Source organism: Paractinoplanes lichenicola, from assembly GCF_016785085.1.
Classification (GTDB): domain Bacteria; phylum Actinomycetota; class Actinomycetes; order Mycobacteriales; family Micromonosporaceae; genus Actinoplanes; species Actinoplanes lichenicola.
Map to the genome: position 1 here is coordinate 622,916 of NZ_JAENHO010000006.1, position 22,035 is coordinate 644,950.

The window sequence follows — 22,035 nt, forward strand, 5'->3', positions numbered from 1 at the left end:
GATCGCAGGATGGAGTTGGCCAAGATTTTGGCAGAGGCCGCCGCCGGCGACTTCCCCGAGCCCGACGGCGGCATCACGATCGTGCCCCAGCCCGGCCCCCGCGACGCCGGAGTGCTGGCCTTCACGGCACACACAGTGATCTTTCTGGACGACGACCCGGAGTGGATCCGCGCGGCGATCACGGCTACCGACAGTGATCATCTCGCGGCCGCGATGAACCCGTCCTTCCTGGCCGCGCTGCTCGCTCGCACCGGCCGCACGACCGACACGATCGACCTGCTGACCGTGGCCGGCGCGCTGCCCGGCCCGCCGCCGCTCCCGGTCACCGAGCAGGATCAGGACCACCCCCGCGTACGCCGGGCGCTGAGTCACCGCGACGACGTGCGTACGTGGTCGGCGCCCGGCGGCCTGCTGACCATCGGTCGCGGCGTGGCCGGCCGCTGGGAGGTCTCGATCGAGGTCGACGAGCAGGTCCGCGACCGGGGCCTCGGCCGCGCGCTGGCCCTGGCCGCCCGTCACCTGATCCCGCCCGGCGCCGTGCTCTGGTCGCAGCAGGCGGCCGGCAACGCACGAAGCATCCGCGCCTTCCAGTCGGCGGGTTACCGACCGGTCGGCGCGGAGCTGTTGTTGCACGTCAAGCCCTAGACAGCGGCCAGCTCCCGCTCGGCGCGAGGGGCGTCGGCGGCGGCCGGGGCCGGCGGCTCGTGGGCGATCTGGGGCAGCCAGCCCAGCCACTTCGGCAGCCACCAGTTCTTCTCGCCCAGCAGCGCCATCACGGCCGGCAGCAGGACGGCCCGGATGATGGTCGCGTCGAGCAGCACGGCCGCGGCGAGGCCGATCCCGAGCTGCTTGGTCGAGGCCAGCGGCAGCGTCGCGAACAGGGCGAACACCGCCACCATGACGACCGCCGCGCTGGTGATGACGCCGGCCGTGCGGCCGATGCCCTCCCGCACCGCCTGCCGCGTCGGCAGCCCCCGGTCGTGTCCCTCGCGGATCCGGCTCAGCACGAAGACGTGGTAGTCCATCGAGAGTCCGAACAAGATGATGAAAAGGAACAGCGGCATCCAGTTGATGATCCCGTCCGCGGCCGTGAAGTCGAGCAGGCTCTCGAAGTGGCCGTACTGGAAGACGAAGACCAGCATCCCGTACGCGGCGGCCACCGAGAGCAGGTTGAGGACGACCCCGGTGATCGCCACCACGACCGACCGGAACGAGACGAGCAGCAGCAGGAAGGCCAGTCCGAGCACGAAGCCGAACACCCACGGCATGCTCGCGTCGAGCCGGGCGTTGAAGTCCGCCTCGCCCGCCACCCCGCCGGTCACCAGGGCCGGGAAGGATCCGAAGGCGGCCGGTACGACCGTCTCGCGCAGCCGGGTCAGGTCGGATTTGTCGGCCATGCCCAGCGTGACCAGCGCGACCGTGCCGGCCGGGTTGATCTGCGTCTCGACGGGCCCGCTGAACCGCCCGTCGCTCCCCTCCACCTCGGCCCGGAGGCGGGCGACGGCGGCCTGGAACTCCGGCGTGCGCACCGCCGACGACTCGACCACGATCTCGACGGGCGACGTCTCGCTCGGGAAGGCCTCGTCGATCGCCTTGTACGCCTGCACGATGGGCGCGGTCGGCGGCAGGTCCTCGATCCCCTCGCCCTTGGTGCGCAGGTCGAGCATCGGGGCGGCGATGGCGGCCAGCACGCCCACGGCGAGCACGGCCGAGATCAGCGGCTTGGCCAGCACCAGGCGCAGGAAGCCGTTCCAGACCCGGCCGTCGCTGCGGCGCCGGTAGAGGCCCGGGATCTTGATCGCGTCGACCTTGTCGCCCAGCGCCGAGAGCAGTGCTGGGAGGACGGTCAGCGAGCCGAGCACGGCCGTCGCGACGACGAGGATCGTGCCGACCCCGAAGCTGACGAACGTGGTGTCGAAGGTCAGGAACATGCCGGCCATGGCCACGATGACGGTGAGCCCGGAGATCCAGATCGACCGGCCCGAGGTCTGCGCGGCGATCACCAGGGCGCGGTGCGGGTCGGCGCCGTTGCGACGCTCGTCACGTTCGCGGCGGATGTAGAACAGGCAGTAGTCGACGCCGACCGCGAGGCCGACCAGCAGCATGACGTGGGTGGTGGTGTCGACGGTGGGCGCCCAGTGGCTCGCGAAGGCCAGGAGGCCCATCGCCGCCACCACGGCCATGATCGCCAGCAGCACCGGCAGCAGGGCCGCGACCACGGCGCCGAACGCGACCAGCAGGATGCCGAGGGTCACCGGGATCGAGAGCATGCCGAGGGTGTTGAGGCCCTTGTCGAGCTTGTCGCCGATCAGCTTGTCCCCGCTGGCGTCGCCGCCCTGGGCGATGTAGAGGTCGGGATGCGCGGCCTGCACGCGGGCGACCGTGTCGAGCGACGGCTGCACGCGATCGGCGGCGTCCTCCGCCTCGCCGGCGATCGCGAACGGGATGAGCGAGGAGCGGCCGTCCGGCGAGACGATCGGCTTCTGGACGTCGACGACGTCCTTGGTCTTCTTCAGCGCGGCGGTCACTTCGGTCACTGCCGCCGTACGGTCGGCGCCGGACCGGTTCTGCACGATGACCATCTCGCCGGCCGGCCGCTCCGGGAAACCGGCCGCCTCGACGATCTGGTCGGCCTTCTTGGTGTCGCCGTGACCCTGGTCGGCGCTGGTGGCCTCGACCGTCCCGAACTGTCCGCTGAGGACGGTGACGGCGGCGACGAATGCGATCCACCCGAGGATCGCGAGCGTCCGATGACGGGCGCTCCACAACGCGGCGCGGGCCGCGATTCCCTTGACTTTTTCGGGGCTCTCCATGGGAAAAGACGCTATGGAGAGCGGCCGTCCCGATCGATACAGCAGACCCGCGTATCGGTGGTGGGGTTAGCACTACCCCTGGAGGTAGGCCAGCACCGCCATGACCCTGCGGTGTTGCTCCTCGTCCTGGTGCAGGGCGAGTTTGGTGAAGATGTTGCGCACGTGCTTCTCGACCGCGCCGTCGGTGACGACCATCTTGCGGGCGATCGCCGCGTTCGACAGGCCCTCGGCCATCAGCCCGAGCACCTCGCGCTCGCGCGGTGTGAGCGCCCGCAGCGGGTCGTCGCGGCGCCGGCGGACGAGCAGCTGGCTGACCACCTCGGGGTCGAGCACCGTGCCGCCCCCGGCGACCCGGCGCAGCCCGTCGAGGAACTCGGCGACCTGCGACACCCGGTCCTTCAGCAGATAGCCGACCGCGCCCAGGCGGTCGGCCAGCAGGTCATCGGCGTACGAGACCTCGACGTATTGGGAGAGCACGAGGATCGGGGTGCCGGGCACCAGGCCGCGCGCCTCCACCGCGGCCCGGAGCCCCTCGTCGGTGTGCGAGGGCGGCATGCGGACGTCCACGATGGACACGTCCGGCTTGTGCTCGGCGATCGCGGAGACGAGGGAAGGCCCGTCGCCGACGGCCGCCACCACGGTGTGACCGTTCTCCTCGACGAGCCTGACGAGTCCCTCACGCAACAGCACCGCATCGTCGGCAATAACCACCCGCATGGGCTCATGCTGTCAGATGCCGGAGATCTACACGGGGAGGGCCGCCGTGAGCCGCGTCCCGCCGCCGGCCGGGCTGTCGACGTCGAGCACGCCGCCGGCCGCCCGCACCCGGTCGTCGAGCCCGGCCAGCCCGTGCCCCTTGGCCAGGCTGGCCCCGCCCACGCCGTCGTCGGCGATCGAGACCAGCAGGCCGCTGACGTTGCGGCGGACGCTGACCTGCACCTCGTTGGCGTAGCTGTGCTTGGCCACATTGGTCAGCGCCTCGGCCACCACGAAGTAGGCCGTCGACTCCAGCGCGGGCTCGAGCCGCTCGGCGACCGGCGCGTCGAGGTCGACCGGGATGGTGCAGCGGCCGGCCAGCGCGGTCAGGGCGGCCTGCAGGCCACGGTCGACCAGGATCGGCGGGGCGATGCCGCGGGACAGCGCGCGCAGCTCGTCGAGCGTCTCGCGGGTCTGGGTCAGCGCCTCGGCCACGGTGGCCCGGGCGGCGTCGGGGTCGGTGGCGAACTGCTGCTCGGCGCGGCCCAGATCCATGGCCAGGCGCACCAGGCGCTGCTGCGGGCCGTCGTGGATGTCGCGCTCGAGCCGGCGCAGCGCGGTGGCCTCGGCCGAGACGGCAGCCGCCTTCTGCTGCTGGGCGACCTCGCGGGCCGCGTTCGCCTCGGCCACCTGCTCGCGCAGGTCGTTGACGCCGTTGAGCAGGCCGCGGGCGAAGAGCGCCTCGAGCAGCGCGGCGCCGCGGACGACCGGGTAGAGCGTGCCGGCGAAGAAGACACCGCAGGCGAAGTAGAAGATCACCCGGGTCGCCGTGCCGTCGCCCATGCCGAGCAGCTCGGGCAGGTCCTGGTTGTCCGGCGGGCGCGGGATCGACCAGTCCCACAGCAGCACGGTGAGACCGCCGATCGCGCCCGACCACCAGGTGACGACGAGGCTGAACGAGATCGTGCTGGGGATGAACCGGAACATCCCGTGCAGCATGTCGAGCCAGGCCTGGCCGTCGGTCAGCGGCGCCAGCGTCTTGCGCAGGGCGCTCGCGTCGGCCGGGGCCTTCTTGTAATAGGGGTGCGGCATCTTCTGGCCGAAGACCGGGCCGATCCGGGCCCGCTCGAGCGTCGCGAAGCCGCGGGCGGTCATCAGCGTGGCCAGCAGGATCGGCAGCCCGACCCAGATGATCAGCGTGCCCAGACCGGTGAAGAACAGGGTCATGAACAGCGAGACGGTGATGATGCCGAGCGGGAAGCCGATCAGCACGTATTGGGTGTCGATGCCGACCTGGCGCGCGAGGCGAACCAGCGGGGAGCGGGTGGGCGGGGAGGCGTACGTCGTCATGGTGTCGACGCTAGGCATCGGCGCGCTCCGTTCCGATCCTGCCCGCCGCCCGATCGACGGTAGGGTTAACCCCACCGTAGAGGTCAGCGCAACTCATAAATCGTCACCGGGCCCGACGTGAACCGGACCTTGGCAACCTGGGCCAGGTTGGGCGACACGACCCCGGCCACCCGGTCGTCGGCGAAGAGCCACTTGACGTCGTAGAGCCGCTTGAGCTCCGCGATGTCGGCCTCCTGCCCGTTCGCGAAGACCTTCTCGTTGAGCATGAAACGCTCGTAGTCGGGCGCCTGTTGCCGCGAGTAGCGCTCGCCGTTGACCCCGTCCAGAGCCAGCGCCGCGTCCGTGTAGCCCCAGCTCTCAATGACCGCCCGGCGCCCGCCCAGCCCGGTCACCCAGAACGCCCGGGAGTCGCAGCCGGAGGTCCAGTCGATCGGCGTGCAGTGCACGTTGGTGGCCACCACGTCGTCCCGGCCCGTGTTGTCGGCCAGCCACTGCGCGGCCAGCATCTCCTCGGGTTCGAGGATCTTGCCGGGGTTGTCGGTGGCGGGCCGGGAAACGCCGGAGAGGGCGGCCTCGACCTCGTCGAACTGGCGCTCGGCGCCGCCGATCAGCCCGGCCCCGAGCACCGCGGCCAGAAAACCGGCCGGGAGCGCCCGCCACGGGGTGCGGCCCGTGAACACGCGGCGCAGGAGCAGCGCGATCGCGGCCACGCAGACGGCCACGATCGCCGTGCGGACGAGGGGTTCGGCCAGGACCAGGGCCCAGCGGATCACCCGGTCGACCCGCGGCGCGACCATCTGCGGGGCGATCAGCGCCCAGACGCCGCCGGCCAGCACCCCGGCCAGCACCGGTCGCCAGCTCCGCGCGGTCGCGGCCATCAGCCAGGCGACCGCGACCGTGCCGAACGGGGCCGCGCTCATGAAGAAGTAGACCTGGCTGGCCGACGGATGCCAGAGCAGGAAGGTCGCCCCGGCGCCGGCCGCGGTCATGCCGGCCAGCAGCCACATCGCCGGCTCGGTGCGGGTGGGCCGGGCCGCGATGCCGGCCAGGGCCAGCATGCGCGGCGCCTGCATGACGAACCACCAGAGCACCACCCCGGCGATGAAGGCGCGGCCCGCGGTGCCCGTGTGCTCCACCCCGTACGGGATCAAGACGTTCTTGTCGATGACGTCCTGGTAGCCGATCGTCGAGCGATAGGGCACCACCCAATACAGGATGGCCAGCGGCTGGAAGCCCAGGGTGCCGGCCCCGCCGCCGGCGAAGAGCCGGAAGCCGAGCACCACGGCCGCCAGCGTGAGCCCGAGCAGCGACAGGGTGGGCAGCAGGCGTCGGCGGTATCGGAAGGCGACGAGCACGGTCGCGGCGAGCAGCCCGGCCAGGAACGGCGGCAGCGCACTCGACTTGGCGCCGGCGCAGGCCAGGGCCAGCGGGAAGACCAGCAGCCAGGACCAGCCCAGGCCGCGGCCCCGCAACACGTCGACGGCGAGCATCAGCAGCAGGGCGAGGAGCGGGATCGCGTACGTCTGGGAGGGGCTGTAGAAGCTGACCGGGTTGATGCCCAGCGCGGTGATGGCCGACCCCAGCAACAGCGGCAGCCCGAGGATTCCCACCGTCCCGCCCAGCGCGCCCGCCCACCATTTGCCGCTGAGCGCGCGGGTCAGCGCGGCCAGCACCAGGAGCCCCGTCGCGGCCACCGGCATGATCCACAGCCGCAGCAGCACCACGGCCGGGTCGATCTTGGTGATCATGCTGGCCGCGGCGATGTCGGCATCGGAGAGGTAGTGGTAGGTGAGCGAGTCGCCGGCCATCTGCGGCACCTGGAACGGCATCGAGCGGGTCATCTCGTGCACGAGGCCCAGGTGATACCAGAGGTCCTGATAGATCGTGCCGCCCGCGGGTGGCAGCGGCGTGGCCGCGAAGGCGGGGTATTCCGCGGCGACCAGCAGCACCAGACCGGCGGCGACGATCCACGACCAGCGCAGCGGGAGGGGCCGCGGCCGGCTCACCCGCCAGTGTCTGTGCAGCTTGGGCACGGCCAGGAACGGCGCGATGATCAGCGCCGGCCACCACGGCAGCAGCACCTGGGTGCCCAGGAACGCGCACAGCGCCCAGCCCGCCAGCATGATCAGCATGCCGGTGGCGGCCCCGAGACCGAGATCCTCGGGCACGTTGCCCCGGCTGCCGCGCAGCGCCCGATAGACCAGCGTGCCGGGCAGCACGATGTCGACCGCGAAATAGAACGCGTACAGCGCGATGTCCCGGCCCGAGACGCCCGTGTTCAGCAGGGCCAGCACGAGCGTGACGGCCGGGAAGATCCAGGGCAGGATCGCCAGCGGCCACCGCAGGCGGCGGCGGGCCGGAATCGGACGCGGTCCGGGATCCGCCGAGGGCTGCGGTGCGGGCGGCGCCTCGGCGGTATCGAGCACGGCGGTCACTCTACGAGAGTCGTCAACCGGGTGAATTCGCGCGGCAGGTCGTAACCGTCCCAGATCGAGCCGAAGGTGAGCGCCTGGCCGAACGGGACGATCCGGTCGACGCCGCGCCCGCCCAGGGCCAGCGCGAACTCCCGCAGCTGCTCGCTGGTGAACCCGAAGTGGCTGAACGTCTGGTCCTGCCGGTTCATCGCGGGCACGAGGTCGAGCAGCGAGCCGACCTCGGCGAACGGGAAGGCGCCGGCGCCGATCCAGCGGCGCGGCGCGTCGGGCACGGTGATCAGCGACATCGCGGTGACCGAGTTCGCCGGGAACTCCATGGCCGAGATCGCGCCGGTCGCGGCCATCCCGTACGCGTTGACCCGCTTCTCGACGGCCATCGCGGCGTCGATCTCCCAGCCGCGCTCGCCGACCATGCCCAGCAGCAGGTCGATGAACTCGGCGCGCACGTCGTCGGTGTTCTCCCCCACGAGGAAGACCGTACGGGGTGAGGAGCAGGCGGCCTGGTCGAACCAGTAGGAGTCGTTGGTGAACCCGAGCACCGCCGCGCGCTTGCGGGCCGGGTCGGCCGCGCGCCAGCCGTCGGCCGAGAGCGCCGCCCACGACGTACGGTCGGGGAAGGTCAGGTCGCGGGCGGACGGGCGCAGCGGGTGCCTGCGGATCGCCTCCACGGCCGAGTCGCCGCCCCAGATCACGCGCAGGTCGGCCCACTGGCTGAGCGCGGCGGTGACCTTGTCGTCCCGCCCGTACGTGATCATGCGCTGGGTGCGGGCGATCACCGGGTCGGCGTCGGCCAGCACCTCGTTGAGCGCGCCCAGGATCGTGTCGGCCGCGGTCGCCGAGCGCTCCGAGATGCGGACGACGTTGTGGTTGCCGGCCAGGGCCGAGAGCGCCCACGAATACACGAAGATCGTGTCGACGTTGGCCGGCGGGATGTGGAAGACGTTGCCGCGCGGGAAGACCAGCGCGTCGCCCTGACGCATGTGCTCGACCGTGCGGTGCAGCTCGGCCGGGCGCAGGAAGAAGCCGAGCGAGCCCAGCTCGGGGTGCCGCCGGGCCACGGCCGGGGCCAGCAGCTTGCGGGCGAGCTTGCCCAGGAAGTCGATGACCCGGGGGTCGCCGACGGTGAGCCGGTCGTCGGAGGGGGCGGTCAGGTCGCCCTCGACGCCGAAGCGATACTGGATCACGCCGCCTCCCGGTACGTGTCGGAGCAGCCGCGCGCCTCGGCCCGCGGGAGCCGGCCCATGACCGAGAACCGCTTGCCGGGCCAGTCGCCGTCGTCGACGCCGTGCACGACGCCGAGGTCCTCGGTGAGCAGCACGTGGCCGGGGTACGAGGTGGGCAGCGTGCTGATCACCTCGATCAGGCCCGGCTTGCCGACCGGCTGCTCGGCCCAGGTCTCGGGGTCACGGATCACCACGTCGGCGAAGTCGGGGCAGTAGAGCGAGCCGCCGGTGGGGCCCTCGAGGAAGATCGTGCCGATCTGCTCGATCATGCCGTAGTAGTTGTGCACCTTCGTGAGCCCGACCCCGGCCAGCCGGTTGCGGAACTCTTCGGGCGAGACGGCCTGGTCGACCAGCTTCTTCCAGCCGCCCGAGTGGATCAGGATGCCGTTGCTGAGGTCGAGCCCGTTGTCCTTGGCGACCTCGTAGAGGTGCAGCCAGACCAGGTAGGTGAAGCCGAAGATGAGGAACGGCTCGTCGCCGTACTGCTCGAGGAAGCCCTTGAGCGCCTCGACGTCGACGTGGCCCTCGTTGTCGAGCGCCCACACGTGGTTGCGCCCGAAGTTCGACATGCCGAGCACGCCGGCGCCGCGGGCGCTGAACGACTTGCGGTCCTTCAGCATCGCCTTGGTGTCGACCAGGATCATCGGCAGCCGCTTGGGGCCGAGCACGCTCTGCACGGTGGCGCCCAGCTTGCGGGTCTGCTCGGCCGCCGCCGCCTTGTCGAGGTAGATCTTGCTGACCTCGGCGCCGGTGGTGCCGCTGGACGTGAGGACCTTGTACACCTCGTCGTCCGGGATGCTCTTGAGCTCCAGGTTCTTGAAGAGCCGCACCGGCAGCCAGGGCAGCCCCGCGACGGAGGCCGCCGGCTGGTAGCCCGAGGCGGCGAGGATCCGCGCGTACGGCTCGCAGTTCTCCCGGTGATGCTCGGTCAGCGCGGAGAGCTCCTTGAGAAGGACCTCCTCCTTCGCCGCCTGAGGCAGGGTGAAGACACTCACAACGAAGACTCCAGCGCCCGATAGTCCGTCTTGCCGTTGGGCAGCAACGGCAGCGCGTCAACACTACGCACTACGACGCCGGAGAAATGTGTCCCGAGCCACTCGGCGATCTTGGCGCGGAGGCCGCGTGCCTCGTCGTCCGAAATGCCCTCGGCGAAGACGACCAGCTTGTCGTCGCCCGCCACGGCCGTGACCGGGAAGTTCTTCTCCACGTCGTCCAGGTTGATCCGGACGCCGAAGACCTTCCCCATCCGCTTGATCCGGCCGGTGATGAACAGGAAGCCCTCGTCGTCGATGCGACCGAGGTCACCGGTGTGCAGCGCGCCACCCTGGACGTCGCCGAGCGCGAGATCGGCCGCGGTGTCGGCGTACCCCATCATCACGTTGGGGCCGCGATAGACGACCTCGTCGTCCTCGATGGCGAACGCGCCGCCGGGCAGGGCCAGGCCGACCGAGCCGGCCTTCTCGGCCAGGCGGTCCGGGGGCAGGGTGGCCATCCGCGGCGCGGCCTCGGTCTGGCCGTACATCACGTAGAGCGAGCCGCCGACCGTCGCCATCCGCTGCGCGAAGTCGGTCACCAGCTCGGCCCGCAGGCGCCCGCCGGCCTGGGTCAGGGTGCGCAGCGTGGGGTATTTCGCCGGGTCGAAGCGCAGCCGGCGGAGCATCTCGTACTGCGAGGGCACGAACGCCATCGACGTCACGCCGTGCTCGTTGACCGCGGTCCAGAAGTCGCGCTGCATGATGCCGGTGCGCTCGAGGACGACCGTCGCGCCGGTCAGCAGGTACGAGTTGAGGACCGACATCCCGTACGAGTAGAAGAGCGGGAGCGTCGTGACGGCCACCGATTCTCCCGTGATGCCGAGGACCGACGCGATCTGCTCGGCATTCGTCCGCACGGCGCCGGCGCTCAGCCGCACGAGTTTCGGGTTGCCGGTCGAGCCGCTGGTGGTCAGCAGCAGCGCCAGGTCGGGGTGCACCTCGGTGGTGCTGAAGCGCTCGGCCAGCGCGGCGTGGTCGCCGTCGGGGTCGAGCAGCACGATCGGACGGCCCAACCGGAACGCCGCCAGATAACGGGCGATCGACGGCAGGGTCGTCTCGAACGGGTGAAACACCACCCCGCCCGGCTCGGAGGCCAGGGCGGCGGCCGCCGCCTCGATCATGTCTTCGGTCAGCGTCTCGCCGGTGGCCGCGTCGATCACGCGGGCACCGGGGTGGAACAGGTTCACAGCGTCAGTCCTCCGTCGACCCCGAGCACCTGGCCGGTCACGAACCGGGCCTGCTCGGAGAGGAGGAACGCGATCACGTCGGCGACCTCGTCGGCCTCGCCCAGCCGGCCCAGCGCCGTGTCGGCGATGCGCTCCTCGCGGCCCTTCTCGTCGAGAGTGTCGAGCATGTCGGTGGCGATGAAGCCGGGCTCGACGGCGTTGACCCGGATGCCCTGCTTGCCGAGCTCCTTGGCGGCCGACTTGGCCAGGGCGGCTACGGCCGCCTTGGAGGCCGAATAGACGGCCTGGCCGGCGATGCCGCGCGAGGCGGTGATCGACGACACCAGGACCACGGCCGGATTTTTACCCCGGGCCAGCAGGCGGGCCGCGCCGCGCAGGGTGTAGACCGCGCCGGCCGAGTTCACCGCGAACAGGCGCTGGATGGTCGCGTCGTCGGTCATGCCGAGCATGCCGGCCGCGTGCGTGCCGGCGTTGACGACCAGCGCGTCCAGCCGCTTGAAGGTGCCGAAGGCGAGCTGCACGAGCGCCTTGGCCGTCGCGGGGTCGCCAATGTCACCGTGGCCGCTGACCGCCGTCACGCCATACTTACCGGCGAGTTCCTCGGCGACTGCGGCCACGGCATCGGCGCCATGGCCGTGCAGCACGAGGTCGTGCCCTCGCTCCGCGAGACGCGTTGCGGTGGCACGACCGATACCGCGGGAGGCGCCTGTTACCAGGGCCACCCGATCACTCATTGAAGTCAACCCCGTACTTGCCGAGGATGCGGGTCGCCTCGGCGAAGCTCGACATGTTGATGACGTCGTCTGTGTCAATCATCACGGAGAACTCGTCCTCGATGGCCGCCACCAGGGACATGTGAGCGAGGGAATCCCACTTCTCGTTGTCCTGGTATTGCAGGTCGTCCACGGGCGCATCCGCCGGAAGGTCCAGTGCGGTGCGGAACGCCTCGCGCAGTCTCTGCAGGTCACTCACAGGGGTTCTCCAAAGGGGCTGGGTGAACAGAGGATTCTTAACCTCGTCGCACTCGGTTAACCGTTGAGCAATGCTATCTGAACACCGGGTGAACTAAGGTTTGCGTTTCGGGTTGACTCAGAAATCTGCTGGTCGGCTGGTTATGCTTCCGGCTCGTACTGCGTCCTGTCCCACCCCCCGGGAGAAAATCAAAGTGTCTGTACTCAGCGGATCATCGATCCTGGTCACCGGTGCTACCGGGTCGTTCGGGAAGGCGTTTCTCAACTACGCCCTGACCCACCTCGACCCGCAGCGCATCGTCGTGTTCTCCCGGGACGAGCTGAAGCAGTACGAGGTCCGGCAGATGTTCGGCGACGACCCGCGGCTGCGCTTCTTCCTCGGCGACATCCGGGACAAGGCGCGCCTGGAGCGGGCCATGCACAACATCGACTACGTGGTGCACGCGGCCGCGCTCAAGCAGGTCGACACCGCGGAGTACAACCCGTCCGAGTTCGTCGAGACGAACATCAACGGGTCCCAGAACGTGATCGACGCCGCGATCGACAAGGGCGTCAAGAAGGTCGTCGCGCTCTCCACCGACAAGGCGTCGAGCCCGATCAACCTGTACGGCGCGACCAAGCTCGTCGCCGACAAGCTCTTCATCGCCGGCAACCACTACGCCGCGACCCACCCGACCCGCCTCGCGGTGGTTCGTTACGGCAACGTCATGGGCAGCCGCGGCTCGGTCGTCCCGCTGTTCCGCAAGCTCGCCGCCGAGGGCAAGAGCCTGCCGATCACCGACAAGCGGATGACCCGCTTCTGGATCACGCTCCCCCAGGCCGTGAAGTTCGTCGTCGACTCGTTCGACACCATGCAGGGTGGCGAGCTGTTCGTGCCGCGCATCCCCAGCATGCGCATCCTCGACCTGGTCGAGGCCGTCGCGCCGAACTCGGCCACCCACGAGATGGGCGTCCGGCCGGGCGAGAAGCTCCACGAGGAGATGATCGCCTCCGACGACAGCCGTCGCACGCTGCGCTTCCCCGACCGTTACGTGGTGCAGCCGGTCGTGGCCAGCTGGGGCTACGAGACCCCCGAGGGCGGCGAAGAGGTGGCGGACGGCTTCAACTACCGCTCCGACAACAACGACCTCTGGCTCTCCGTCGAGGACATGCGCAAGCTGCTCGAGGAGAACTGATGCTGCCGTACGGGCGGCAGTCGATCGATCAGTCCGACGTCGAGGCGGTCGTCGCCGCCCTCGGCAGCGACTGGCTGACCACGGGCCCCCGGGTCGCGCAGTTCGAGGCCGACATCGAGGCGGTCGCCGGCGCCCCGGCGGTCACCGTCACCAACGGCACGACCGCGCTCCACACGGCGTACGCGGCGGCCGGCGTGACCCAGGGCGACGAGGTCATCACCACTCCGATGACGTTCGTGGCCACGGCATCCTCGGCGGCGCTGCTCGGCGCCAAGATCGTATTTGCCGACGTCGAGGACGAGACGGCGAACATCGACCCGGCCGCGGTCGAGGAGCTCGCCAACGAGCGCACCAAGGCCATCGCCGCGGTCGACTATGCGGGCCACCCGGCCGAGTACGACGCGCTCCGCAAGATCTCGGAGCGCGTCGGCGCTGTGCTCATCGGCGACGCCGCCCACTCGATCGGCACGACGTTCCACGGCCGCCCGGTGGGCACGCTGGCCGACCTCACGACGTTCTCGTTCTTCCCGACCAAGAACCTGACCACGGCCGAGGGCGGCGCGGTGGCGTCGATCCGGCCCGACCTGCTCCAGCGGGCCCGCACCTTCCGCACGATCGGCCTGGTGCGCGACAAGAGCCTGATGCGTTTCCCCGACGAGGGCCCCTGGCACCAGGAAGTGCACGAGTTCGGCAACAACTACCGGCTGCCCGACGTGCTCTGCGCCCTGGGCAGCTCGCAGCTCAAGCGGCTGGCCGCCTTCAAGGCCCGTCGTCAGCAGCTGACCGCGCGCTACGACGAGTTGCTGGCCGGCGTGCCCGGGCTCCGGCTGCCGATCCAGCGTGAGGGCGTCGACCCGCTGCGTCACCTTTATCCCGTACGGGTGTTGGACGGTCGTCGGCGTGAAGTCTTCGAGCGGATGCGCGAGGCCGGGATCGGCGTGCAGGTCAACTACATCCCGGTGTATTGGCACCCCGTCTTCGCCGACCTGGGCTACCAGCGGGGCATGTGCCCCGTGGCGGAGACCTTCTACGCTGAACAGCTATCGTTGCCGCTCTTCGTCGATCTCTCCGACGCCGATCAGGACCGCGTCGTGGAGACGCTGCGTAACATCCTCGGGAGCTAGCGGGTGCACCACGCCAACCACTTCTACGGCCACGCGCACATCCTGGCCGAGTACTGCGGGCTAGATCGGGAGCATCCGCCCCGGATCAACGGCTACCTGCAGCACGGGTGGAACGTGGTCGACGGGCTCGGCGCCGGCACGCCTTACGTGCCGGGCCGGCCCATCTTCGTCTATTCCGAGCAGACCCGGCGCCGCGCCTGGTCGATGGGGCGCCGCCAGGCCACGGTCGTCGGCGCCCCGTTCCTCTATCTGCTGACCATGCGCCCCTCGGTGGAAGAGGAAAAACGCGAGGGCACGATCTGGTATCCCTTCCACGGGTGGGAGGGCCAGCACATCGCGGGCGACCACGAGCGCCAGGTCGAAGAGATCATGGAGACCGAGCGCGGCGGCCCGGTGACCTTCTGCCTCTACTGGCACGAGTTCCGCAACGACGCCGTACGCGCCTCCTACGAGAAATACGGCCGGGTCATCTGCCATGGCTACCGCGGCTATCAGTGGCGCGACACCGACATCGACTTCCTCGACAACCAGCTGGCCGAGCTGCGCAGGCACAAGCGGGTCGCGTCCAACCGGCTGAGCAGTGCGATCTTCCACGGGATCGCGGCGGGCTGCGAGGGCGCGGTCTACGGCGACCCGATGCACCTCGACAAGGAGCACCGGCCCACCGCCGACCGCATCCGGCGCAGCTGGCCCGAGTTGCACGGCAAGCACCTCGACGCGGCCGCCGCCCGCGCCTCGGCCCTGAGCGAGTTGGGAGACGGTTACCTGGCGTCACCCGCGGAGCTGCGCGCGATGCTGGGGTGGACGGGGTACTACACTGCCCAATCCGCCGAGACGGAGGCAGTGCCCGCATGATGGAGATGATCGGGGGCGAGATGCCCTCATTCACCGAGGACCGCCCGCGAGCCGGGGGCGCCCTCTTCGGTTACCTGGCCGACCAGCTCCCGGCCGGCGCCGACGTGCTGGTCGCCGGTCCGCACACCGACCAGCTGATCGATGCCCTGGCCGAGCGGTCGGCGGTCACCTGCCTGGTGCGCTCCGAGCCCGAGGCGATCGAGCTCGACGCCCGCGGCCGCACCGTCCTCTGCGGCACGCTGGCCAAGCTGCCCGCCGCTGAGAAGTACGACGTGGTGGTCGCCCTGGACGGTCTCGACCGGCTCTGCTCGGTCGAGGACGAGCAGCTCGACTGGGCCGCGAGCCTGCAGGCCCTCAAGCGCGCCCTGCGCCCCGGCGGCACCCTGCTGCTGGCCGTCGAGAACGAGCTGGGCGTGCACCGGCTCGTCGACCCCACCACCGCCACCTCGGCCCAGACCGACAGCGCGTGGCGCCCGCTGGGCGAGTTCGACACCAAGCCCGGCAACCCGACCCGGCTGGCCGGCAAGCTCTCGGCCGAAGGTCTCGCGATCGACTGGCTGGGCTCGGCCTGGCCGGTGCCCGAGGCACCCACGCTGATCGCCACGCCCAACGCGCTGCAGGACGGCCCGGCCGACGTGCTGGCCGCCGTGGCCGCGAGCGCGGTCGGTTCCGCGTACGTGGAGAAGGCAGTCCTCAGCGACCCCCGCCGGCTCGCCGCGGCCGCGGTCCGAGGCGGCCTGGGCCCCGAGTTCGCGGCCGCCTGGCTGGTCGTCGCCCACCGCGCGCCCCGGCCCGCGGCCGCCCTGGCCCTGCCGCCCGTGCTGGCCGGCGACGGCCCGATCGTCGAGATCGCGCCCGGCCCCGACGGCGCCTGGGCCCGCCGGCCGCTGACCGGCGAGGGCGAGGCCGGCCCCCTGCCGACCGGCCGCCTGCTCGAGGAGCTGCTGCTCGGCGCGGCCCTCCGCCACGACCTGCCCGTCCTGCGGCGCCTGCTCACCGGCTGGGCCGCCGCGTTGCCCGAGACGACCGCCGACAACGTCGTAGTCCACCACGACGCCTTCGCAGTGCTCGACCCCAGCATTCCCCCGCAGACCGACGTGATCCGCCGGTTCGCCCAGACGCTCCTCGGTGGGGGCTACGCACACCCCTGGCCCGCCGCCACCGACCTGCCGACCCTCACCTCGGTCCTGCACGGCGCCGCGGGCCTGCCCGACGACGTCCCGCCCGTCCCGGCGGAGGACGAGATCCCCCTGCCCGACTCCCGCCGCGAGCACGAGGAGCAGCTGCGCGCGCTGCGCCGGCAGATCGCCGACGCCACCTCCCGCGCCCAGTGGTACGAACGCGAGCTCAACAAGCGGGACAAGGAACTTAACAAGCTTCGTAAACAGGTCGCCCTCTTCAGTGGCACGGTGAGCTTCCGGGTCGCGAAGATCGGCTTCGGGGTGGCCCGCAAGGCACGGAATCGCCTTCGAAAAGGACTTAAATGACAACCCTCGGCATCATCCAGGCCCGGATGGGCTCTTCGCGCCTTCCCGGCAAGGTGCTGCGCAAGCTCGGTGGCCGCAGTGTCCTCGAGCGTGTGGTCCGCGCCGCCCAGCAGAGCGGCGTGCTGGACACCCTGGTCGTCGCGACCACGATCGAGCCGGCCGACGACGCGGTCGTGGCCGAGTGCGCCGAGATCGGCATCCCCTGCATCCGGGGCCCGGTCGACGACGTGCTGACCCGGTTCCTGAGCGTGCTCGACCAGCACGAGAGCGACGTAGTCATGCGGTTCACCGCCGACTGCCCGCTGCTCGACCCGCACCTGGTCGCGCTGGCCCACCGCGTGTTCACCGCGTCCGGCGTCGACTACATGACCACTTCCATCACCCGTACGCTGCCTCGCGGGCTCGATGTCGAGGTCGTGCGCACGCCGGTGCTGCGGGCCGTGGACGCGCTGGCCACCGAGCACCACCGCACGCACGTGACGTCGTACATCTACACGCACGCCGACGACTTCGACGTGATCGGGCTGACCATGCAGCCCGACCTGTCGCACCTGCGGCTGACGCTCGACACCGAGGACGACTGGAAGCTCATCGAGGCGATCGTCGGCCACTTCGGCGACGAGCCGATCTCGGTGCGCGAGCTGGCCAACTGGCTGGCCGGCCGGCCCGACCTGATCGAGCTCAACGCCCACGTCCTGCAGAAGGCCCTGGTCCAGGCGTAACGGTGACAGTTGTCGGTATTCGCTGCGACGCCGGTGCCCGCACCGGCGTCGGGCATCTCGTCCGTTGTGTCGCGCTGGCCGAGGAGCTGGTCTCCCGCGGCGCCGGGGTGCGCTTCCTGAGCGACCTCGGCGGCGTGGAGTGGGCCGAGTCGCAGCTCACCCGGCGCGGCCTGCCCTGGTCACCGCCGCCCGCCGACCCGGAAGGGCTGGTGGCGGCCGTCGCCGAGCTCGACGCGCTGGTCATCGACTCGTACACGCTGCCGCCGGAGCACTCGATCGCGGTCCGCGCGACCGGCAAGCCCGTGCTGGCCATCGTCGACGGCGACTTCCGCGGGCAGACGGCCGACATCTACGTCGACCAGAATCTGGACTCGGTCGTCGAGGTCGACGGCGCGCTCGGCCTGGCCGGGCTCGACTACGCGTTGTTGCGCGGTTCGGTGCGCTCGCTGCGGCCCACCACGCCGCCGGTGCACACCGACGCCCGTACGCCCAAGGTCGTGGCCTTCTTCGGCGGGACCGACGCCTATCGGGCCGCGCCCGAGATCGCCGTGCTGCTGGCCCAGACCGGGGCGCGGTTCGACGCCACGATCATCGGGGCCAACGAGAGCCTGCGCGACGAGCTGCACGCCGTCGTGCCGGCCGAGGGACAGCGCTTCGACATCATCCCGCCCACCGACGACCTGCCGAAGCTGCTGGCCGAGGCCGACCTCGCGGTCAGCGCGAGCGGCACGTCGACGTGGGAGCTGCTCTGCCTCGGCCTGCCCGCGGCGCTGGTCTGGGTGGTCGACAACCAGATCCTCGGGTACGACCGGACGATCGCCCGCGGTTTCGGCGCGGGTCTCGGCCGGCTCGGTCACCTGGGCGTGGACGCCGTCGACACGCTGGAACGGCTGCTGACCGACGCGGCCGCCCGCACCGAGCTGGCCCAGCGGGCCTGGTCGGCGGTGGACGGCCGCGGAGTCGAGCGCGTGGCCGACGCGCTGCTGGCTAAGGCTGCGTCACCTCGATGACGACCTTGCCCACGGCGTTCTGCTCGACGGCCTCGTGGGCGTCGGCGATCCGCTCGAACGGGTAGCGCAGAATCGGCAGCCCGGCGTCCTCCCCCACCCGGAAGGCGCCGGCGTTGACGGCCTCGGCGACGGCGGCGACCGCGTTGTCCTTCTCCTCCTCCGAGGTCGTGTAGGTCAGCACGAAGTCGAGGCTGACGTTCTTGAGCATGGCCTTGAAGCTGGAGATGGCCACCTTGCCGGCGACGTAGATGGCGATGTTGCCGTTGGGGGCGATCACGTCGAGGTCGAGCGCGAGATTCTCGGTGTTGACCTCGACCACGATGCTCGGCCCGGTCTCGCTCAGCTCCCGGATGCGCGCCGCCACGTCCTCCTCGCGATAATTGATCACCGCGTCGGCCCCCGCGGCCGTGGCCAGGTCGGCCTTCTCCTTCGACGAGACGGTGGTCAGCACTGTCGCGCCGGCCCACTTGGCCAGCTGGATGGCGGCGTTGCCGACCGCGCCCGCACCCCCGGCCACCAGCACCGTACGGCCGTCGAGGGCGCCGGGCTCGAGCCGGGCCGGCCCGTCGCTGGCCAACGTGAGACAGCGGTGCGCGGTCAGCGCCGGAATCCCCAGATCGGCCCCCACCTCGAACGGCACACCCTCGTTCATCCGCACCACCTGCCGGCGGGGCAGCACGACATACTCCTGCGCGGTCCCGTTCTCACGGCCATAACCCGCGTCCCACACCCACACGTGATCGCCGGGCTCCAGCCCCTGCACACCGTCCCCGATCGCATCGACCACGCCCGCGCCGTCCTGATTCGGCACCCGCGGCGGTTTCACCCCGTCCGGCACTCCCTTACCGGCCCGGGTGCCGGTGTCAGTCGGGTTGACCGCGGACAAAACAATCCGCACCCGCACCTCATCGGGCCCGGCGGGCGGCAGATCCCGCTCGACGATCTGCAGAACGGACGCGGGACCTGGCTCGCTGAAAACGGCTGCACGCATCATGCATCCCACCCTTTCACGTTTCCGTGCGGGAGAAGCTCGACGCCCTCACCACCGAAGATCAACCTCAAGAGCCGGGTGTCGTAGCGGGGTGGGGGGTTGCAGACCGTCGCTCCCGCCGGGACCTGGGCGGGCCGAGCAGGGCGCTGCCGCGCCCAGAACGCTCACCCCACCCAGGCGACCTGCGTGAGTGGTGACGCCCAAAAGCCGAATCCACCCGGCCGGGCGCGGCGAGCGCAGCCTCCCACAAGCCCCCACCCGTCCGGGGCTGCCGCCATATCAGCGGCCGGGGTACCGAGGTAGCCGGCGATTCGTTCCGACGAGCGCGCCGACCTCCTGCTCGGCCACCGAGGTGAGCCGGTTCGCTCAAGCGCATGTGCGCAGTGATGTGGGTCAAGGACAGCAAGATGACTGATCCCCCGAGCCCCCGTACGGCGTTAGGGTCGCCGCATGGATCTCACTGCCGGGGCGCCGGTGCGGTACAGCACGCCCGCGGGGCGATGGGTGTTGCTGGCCACCGTGCTCGGCTCCAGCCTGGCCTTCATCGACTCCACGGTCGTCAACATCGCGCTACCCGCGATCGGCCGTGACCTGGGCTCGGACGCCGCCGGCCTGCAGTGGACGGTCAACGGCTACGCGCTCAGCCTGGCCTCGCTGGTCCTGCTGGGCGGCTCGCTCGGCGACCGCTACGGCCGCAAGCGCGTCTTCATGCTCGGGATCGGCTGGTTCGCGGTCGCCTCGCTGCTGTGCGGCATCGCGCCGAACATCGAGATGCTGATCGCCGCCCGGGTGCTGCAGGGCATCGGGGGCGCCCTGCTCACCCCGGGCGCGCTGGCCATCCTCGAGGCCTCCTTCGCGGCCGAGGACAGGTCGAAGGCGATCGGCGCGTGGTCGGGGCTGGGCGGCATCGGCGGCGCGGCCGGCCCGTTCCTCGGCGGCTGGCTGGTCGAGGTCGGCGACTGGCGGTACATCTTCCTGATCAACGTGCCGATCGCCGTGCTCGTGCTGCTGGTCGCGGCCAAGCATGTGCCCGAGTCGCGCAACCCGGCGGCGGCCCGGCGGATCGACTATCTCGGCGTGCTGACCGGCGCGGCCGGGCTGGCCGGGCTGACGTACGGCTTCACCGCCTGGCCGGAACACGGGCCCGGCGACCCGATGGTGCTGGTGTCGCTGGCGATCGGGGTCGGCGCGATGGTCGCGTTCGTGCTGATCGAGCGGCGGTCGCCGCATCCGATGCTGCCCATGCGGATCTTCGGCAACAAGGCGTTCAGCGGGGCCAACCTGGTCACGTTCCTGGTCTACGCGGCCAACGGCGGGGTGTTCTTCCTGTTCGTGGTCAACCTGCAGGTCGTCTCCGGTTTCACGCCGCTGACCAGCGGGATCGCGCTGCTGCCGACCACCGCGATGATGCTGGTGCTGTCGGCCCGCGCGGGCGCCCTCTCGCAGCGCACCGGGCCGCGGATCCTGATGACCGTGGGCCCGCTGATCTGCGCCGTCGCCCTGGTCCTGATGTCGCGCATCGGCGCCGGAGCGAACTACTGGACCGACGTGCTGCCCGCGGTACTGATCTTCGGGCTGGGCCTGTCGACGCTCGTGGCGCCGCTGACCGCCACCGCGCTGGGGGCGCTCGAGGACTCGTACGCGGGAATCGCCTCGGGGGTCAACAACGCCGTGGCCCGGGCGGCCGGCCTGCTCTCGGTGGCGGTGCTGCCCCTGGCGGCCGGGCTGGGCGGCGGCAGCCTGACCGACGCGGGCCAGCTGCACCCGGTGTATCGGAACACGATGCTGATCTGCGCGGGCCTGATGGTGGCGGGCGCCGTGCTGGCCTATCTGCTGGTGCCGAGCCGGCTGCAGGCCCACACCCCGGCGCGCTCGTTCTGCGACCCGTGCGCGCCGCCGGTGCAGTCCCGCGAGTCGGTCAGAAGTGCGCCGTGATCGTCCGGTTCGGCCCGTCGATCGTCATGCGACCCCCGTACGGGAGGATCCACTGCGGCGTCGTGTGTCCGAAATCGATCCCGAAGACGACCATCGCGGCCGGGTTGTAGGCCGCCATCGCCTTGAGCACGGCCGCACGCTGGTCGTCGCGGTATTCGGCGCGCTCCTCGGCCGACGCGGGCTCGCCGAACAGGGCCGCCTTGGCCGTCGCCACCAGCACGGCCGGGAACTGTTCGAGCAGGCCGCGCTCGCCCGCGTTGCGCAGCATGCGGAACACCTCCTCGGCCGGCGGCATCTCCTCCGACGTCTCGAGCAGCAGGATCGAGCCGGCGTAGCGCTCGTTGGGCAGGATCCACCGGCCGGCGGCCAGGTTCCAGTGCAAGATCTCGAGGTTGCCGCCCCACGTCGGCGCGGTCACGACCGTGTCGGGCCGGTGCCAGCTCCAGCCGGGGCTGGGCACCGCCGCCAGCGGGGTGTCCAGCGACGCCGGGTCGGCCCAGTCCGACTCCTCCTCGCTGAACTCGGGCAACGGGGTGATCGGCAGGTCCACGGTCTCGAAGAGCGCGGCCCGCAGCGAGGTCAGGTGTGCGGGGTCGAGGCGACGCGTGAGGTGCACCATCGTCGAGCCGCCGTGATAGCCGGCCACGCCGTGCGACCACAGCCAGTTGAGCAGGTTGGTGTTGTCGGAGTAGCCGAAGTAGGGCTTGGGGTCGGCCTGAAACGGCGCGGGGTCGAGATGCGGCAGCACGGTGATCTGGTCGGCGCCGCCGATCGCCGCGAACACGGCCCGGATCGTGGGATCGGCGAACGCGGCCATCAGGTCGGCGGCCCGGTCGGCGGCGGGCGCCCCCGGCGTACGGGTGGTGGGGAACTCGACCGGCTCGAGGCCGAGCTCGTCGCGGATGCGGCGCAGGGCCCGCTCGTGGGTGGCGGGATAGACCCCGGGGCCGGCCCACGAGGGCGAGACGACGGCGACGCGATCGCCGGGCTTCAATTTGGTGGGAGCGTCCATGCCCCCGATCCAACT

19 protein-coding genes are annotated in these 22,035 nt (G+C 70.9%); 8 read left to right on the plus strand and 11 right to left on the minus strand.

The window, feature by feature from the left end:
- The first annotated feature begins 9 nt into the window (after positions 1-9).
- Positions 10-645: a GNAT family N-acetyltransferase gene (locus JKJ07_RS24015; RefSeq protein ID WP_202993936.1), complete on the plus strand. Its 636-nt coding sequence runs from the start codon at positions 10-12 to the stop codon at positions 643-645.
- Here JKJ07_RS24015 and JKJ07_RS24020 read toward each other — a convergent pair.
- From JKJ07_RS24020 to JKJ07_RS24060, 9 genes are all read right to left on the minus strand, one after another.
- The gene (locus JKJ07_RS24020) at positions 642-2,813 is read right to left on the minus strand and encodes an MMPL family transporter (RefSeq protein ID WP_202993937.1); all 2,172 of its coding nucleotides are present in this window, start codon (positions 2,811-2,813) and stop codon (positions 642-644) included. The genes JKJ07_RS24015 and JKJ07_RS24020 overlap by 4 nt on opposite strands.
- Before the next feature lie 72 nt (positions 2,814-2,885).
- Positions 2,886-3,530 (minus strand): response regulator, encoded by a 645-nt coding sequence (locus JKJ07_RS24025; RefSeq protein ID WP_184953986.1) that lies wholly within the window; start codon positions 3,528-3,530, stop codon positions 2,886-2,888.
- 27 nt (positions 3,531-3,557) lie between these two features.
- Positions 3,558-4,877, minus strand: a complete 1,320-nt coding sequence (locus tag JKJ07_RS24030) for a sensor histidine kinase (RefSeq protein WP_202993938.1) — start codon at positions 4,875-4,877, stop codon at positions 3,558-3,560.
- A 65-nt stretch (positions 4,878-4,942) separates the two neighbouring features.
- Positions 4,943-7,285 carry a hypothetical protein gene (locus tag JKJ07_RS24035; RefSeq protein WP_202993939.1) on the minus strand — a complete coding sequence of 781 codons (2,343 nt, stop codon included), beginning with the start codon at positions 7,283-7,285 and terminating at the stop codon, positions 4,943-4,945.
- A gap of 5 nt (positions 7,286-7,290) precedes the next feature.
- The gene (locus tag JKJ07_RS24040) at positions 7,291-8,478 is read right to left on the minus strand and encodes an acyl-CoA reductase (protein WP_202993940.1); all 1,188 of its coding nucleotides are present in this window, start codon (positions 8,476-8,478) and stop codon (positions 7,291-7,293) included.
- Positions 8,475-9,512, minus strand: coding sequence for a LuxE/PaaK family acyltransferase (locus JKJ07_RS24045; RefSeq protein ID WP_202993941.1), 1,038 nt, complete (start codon positions 9,510-9,512; stop codon positions 8,475-8,477). Before JKJ07_RS24045 ends, JKJ07_RS24040 begins: the two co-directional genes overlap by 4 nt.
- On the minus strand, positions 9,509-10,738 hold the full coding sequence (locus tag JKJ07_RS24050) for an AMP-binding protein (RefSeq protein ID WP_307834377.1): 1,230 nt from the start codon (positions 10,736-10,738) through the stop codon (positions 9,509-9,511). Before JKJ07_RS24050 ends, JKJ07_RS24045 begins: the two co-directional genes overlap by 4 nt.
- Positions 10,735-11,472, minus strand: a complete 738-nt coding sequence (locus JKJ07_RS24055; RefSeq protein ID WP_202993942.1) for an SDR family NAD(P)-dependent oxidoreductase — start codon at positions 11,470-11,472, stop codon at positions 10,735-10,737. Before JKJ07_RS24055 ends, JKJ07_RS24050 begins: the two co-directional genes overlap by 4 nt.
- The gene (locus JKJ07_RS24060; protein WP_202993943.1) at positions 11,465-11,710 is read right to left on the minus strand and encodes an acyl carrier protein; all 246 of its coding nucleotides are present in this window, start codon (positions 11,708-11,710) and stop codon (positions 11,465-11,467) included. Before JKJ07_RS24060 ends, JKJ07_RS24055 begins: the two co-directional genes overlap by 8 nt.
- Before the next feature lie 142 nt (positions 11,711-11,852).
- Between JKJ07_RS24060 and pseB the strand changes: the two genes are divergently transcribed.
- The 6 genes from pseB to JKJ07_RS24090 are packed head-to-tail and all read left to right on the plus strand — an operon-like array spanning position 11,853 to position 18,082.
- Positions 11,853-12,884, plus strand: a complete 1,032-nt coding sequence (pseB, locus tag JKJ07_RS24065; RefSeq protein ID WP_202993944.1) for a UDP-N-acetylglucosamine 4,6-dehydratase (inverting) — start codon at positions 11,853-11,855, stop codon at positions 12,882-12,884.
- Positions 12,884-14,008 (plus strand): DegT/DnrJ/EryC1/StrS family aminotransferase, encoded by a 1,125-nt coding sequence (locus JKJ07_RS24070; RefSeq protein WP_202993945.1) that lies wholly within the window; start codon positions 12,884-12,886, stop codon positions 14,006-14,008. The genes pseB and JKJ07_RS24070 overlap by 1 nt, the downstream gene beginning before the upstream one ends.
- A gap of 3 nt (positions 14,009-14,011) precedes the next feature.
- Entirely contained in the window at positions 14,012-14,863 is an 852-nt protein-coding gene (locus tag JKJ07_RS24075; protein WP_202993946.1) for a hypothetical protein, read from the plus strand.
- Complete coding sequence (locus JKJ07_RS24080; protein WP_202993947.1) at positions 14,860-16,350, plus strand: class I SAM-dependent methyltransferase; 1,491 nt, start codon at positions 14,860-14,862, stop codon at positions 16,348-16,350. Before JKJ07_RS24075 ends, JKJ07_RS24080 begins: the two co-directional genes overlap by 4 nt.
- Positions 16,347-17,072 (plus strand): cytidylyltransferase domain-containing protein, encoded by a 726-nt coding sequence (locus JKJ07_RS24085; protein ID WP_202993948.1) that lies wholly within the window; start codon positions 16,347-16,349, stop codon positions 17,070-17,072. Before JKJ07_RS24080 ends, JKJ07_RS24085 begins: the two co-directional genes overlap by 4 nt.
- A 2-nt stretch (positions 17,073-17,074) precedes the next feature.
- Positions 17,075-18,082 (plus strand): PseG/SpsG family protein, encoded by a 1,008-nt coding sequence (locus JKJ07_RS24090; RefSeq protein WP_202993949.1) that lies wholly within the window; start codon positions 17,075-17,077, stop codon positions 18,080-18,082.
- Here the strand turns inward: JKJ07_RS24090 and JKJ07_RS24095 are convergent.
- Positions 18,060-19,073 (minus strand): NADPH:quinone reductase, encoded by a 1,014-nt coding sequence (locus JKJ07_RS24095; RefSeq protein ID WP_202994048.1) that lies wholly within the window; start codon positions 19,071-19,073, stop codon positions 18,060-18,062. The genes JKJ07_RS24090 and JKJ07_RS24095 overlap by 23 nt on opposite strands.
- Before the next feature lie 450 nt (positions 19,074-19,523).
- Here JKJ07_RS24095 and JKJ07_RS24100 point away from each other — a divergent pair, with 450 nt between their 5' ends.
- Entirely contained in the window at positions 19,524-21,008 is a 1,485-nt protein-coding gene (locus JKJ07_RS24100; protein ID WP_202993950.1) for a DHA2 family efflux MFS transporter permease subunit, read from the plus strand.
- Here the strand turns inward: JKJ07_RS24100 and JKJ07_RS24105 are convergent.
- Positions 20,992-22,020 carry a S66 peptidase family protein gene (locus JKJ07_RS24105; RefSeq protein WP_202993951.1) on the minus strand — a complete coding sequence of 343 codons (1,029 nt, stop codon included), beginning with the start codon at positions 22,018-22,020 and terminating at the stop codon, positions 20,992-20,994. The genes JKJ07_RS24100 and JKJ07_RS24105 overlap by 17 nt on opposite strands.
- Between the last annotated feature and the right edge of the window lie 15 nt (positions 22,021-22,035).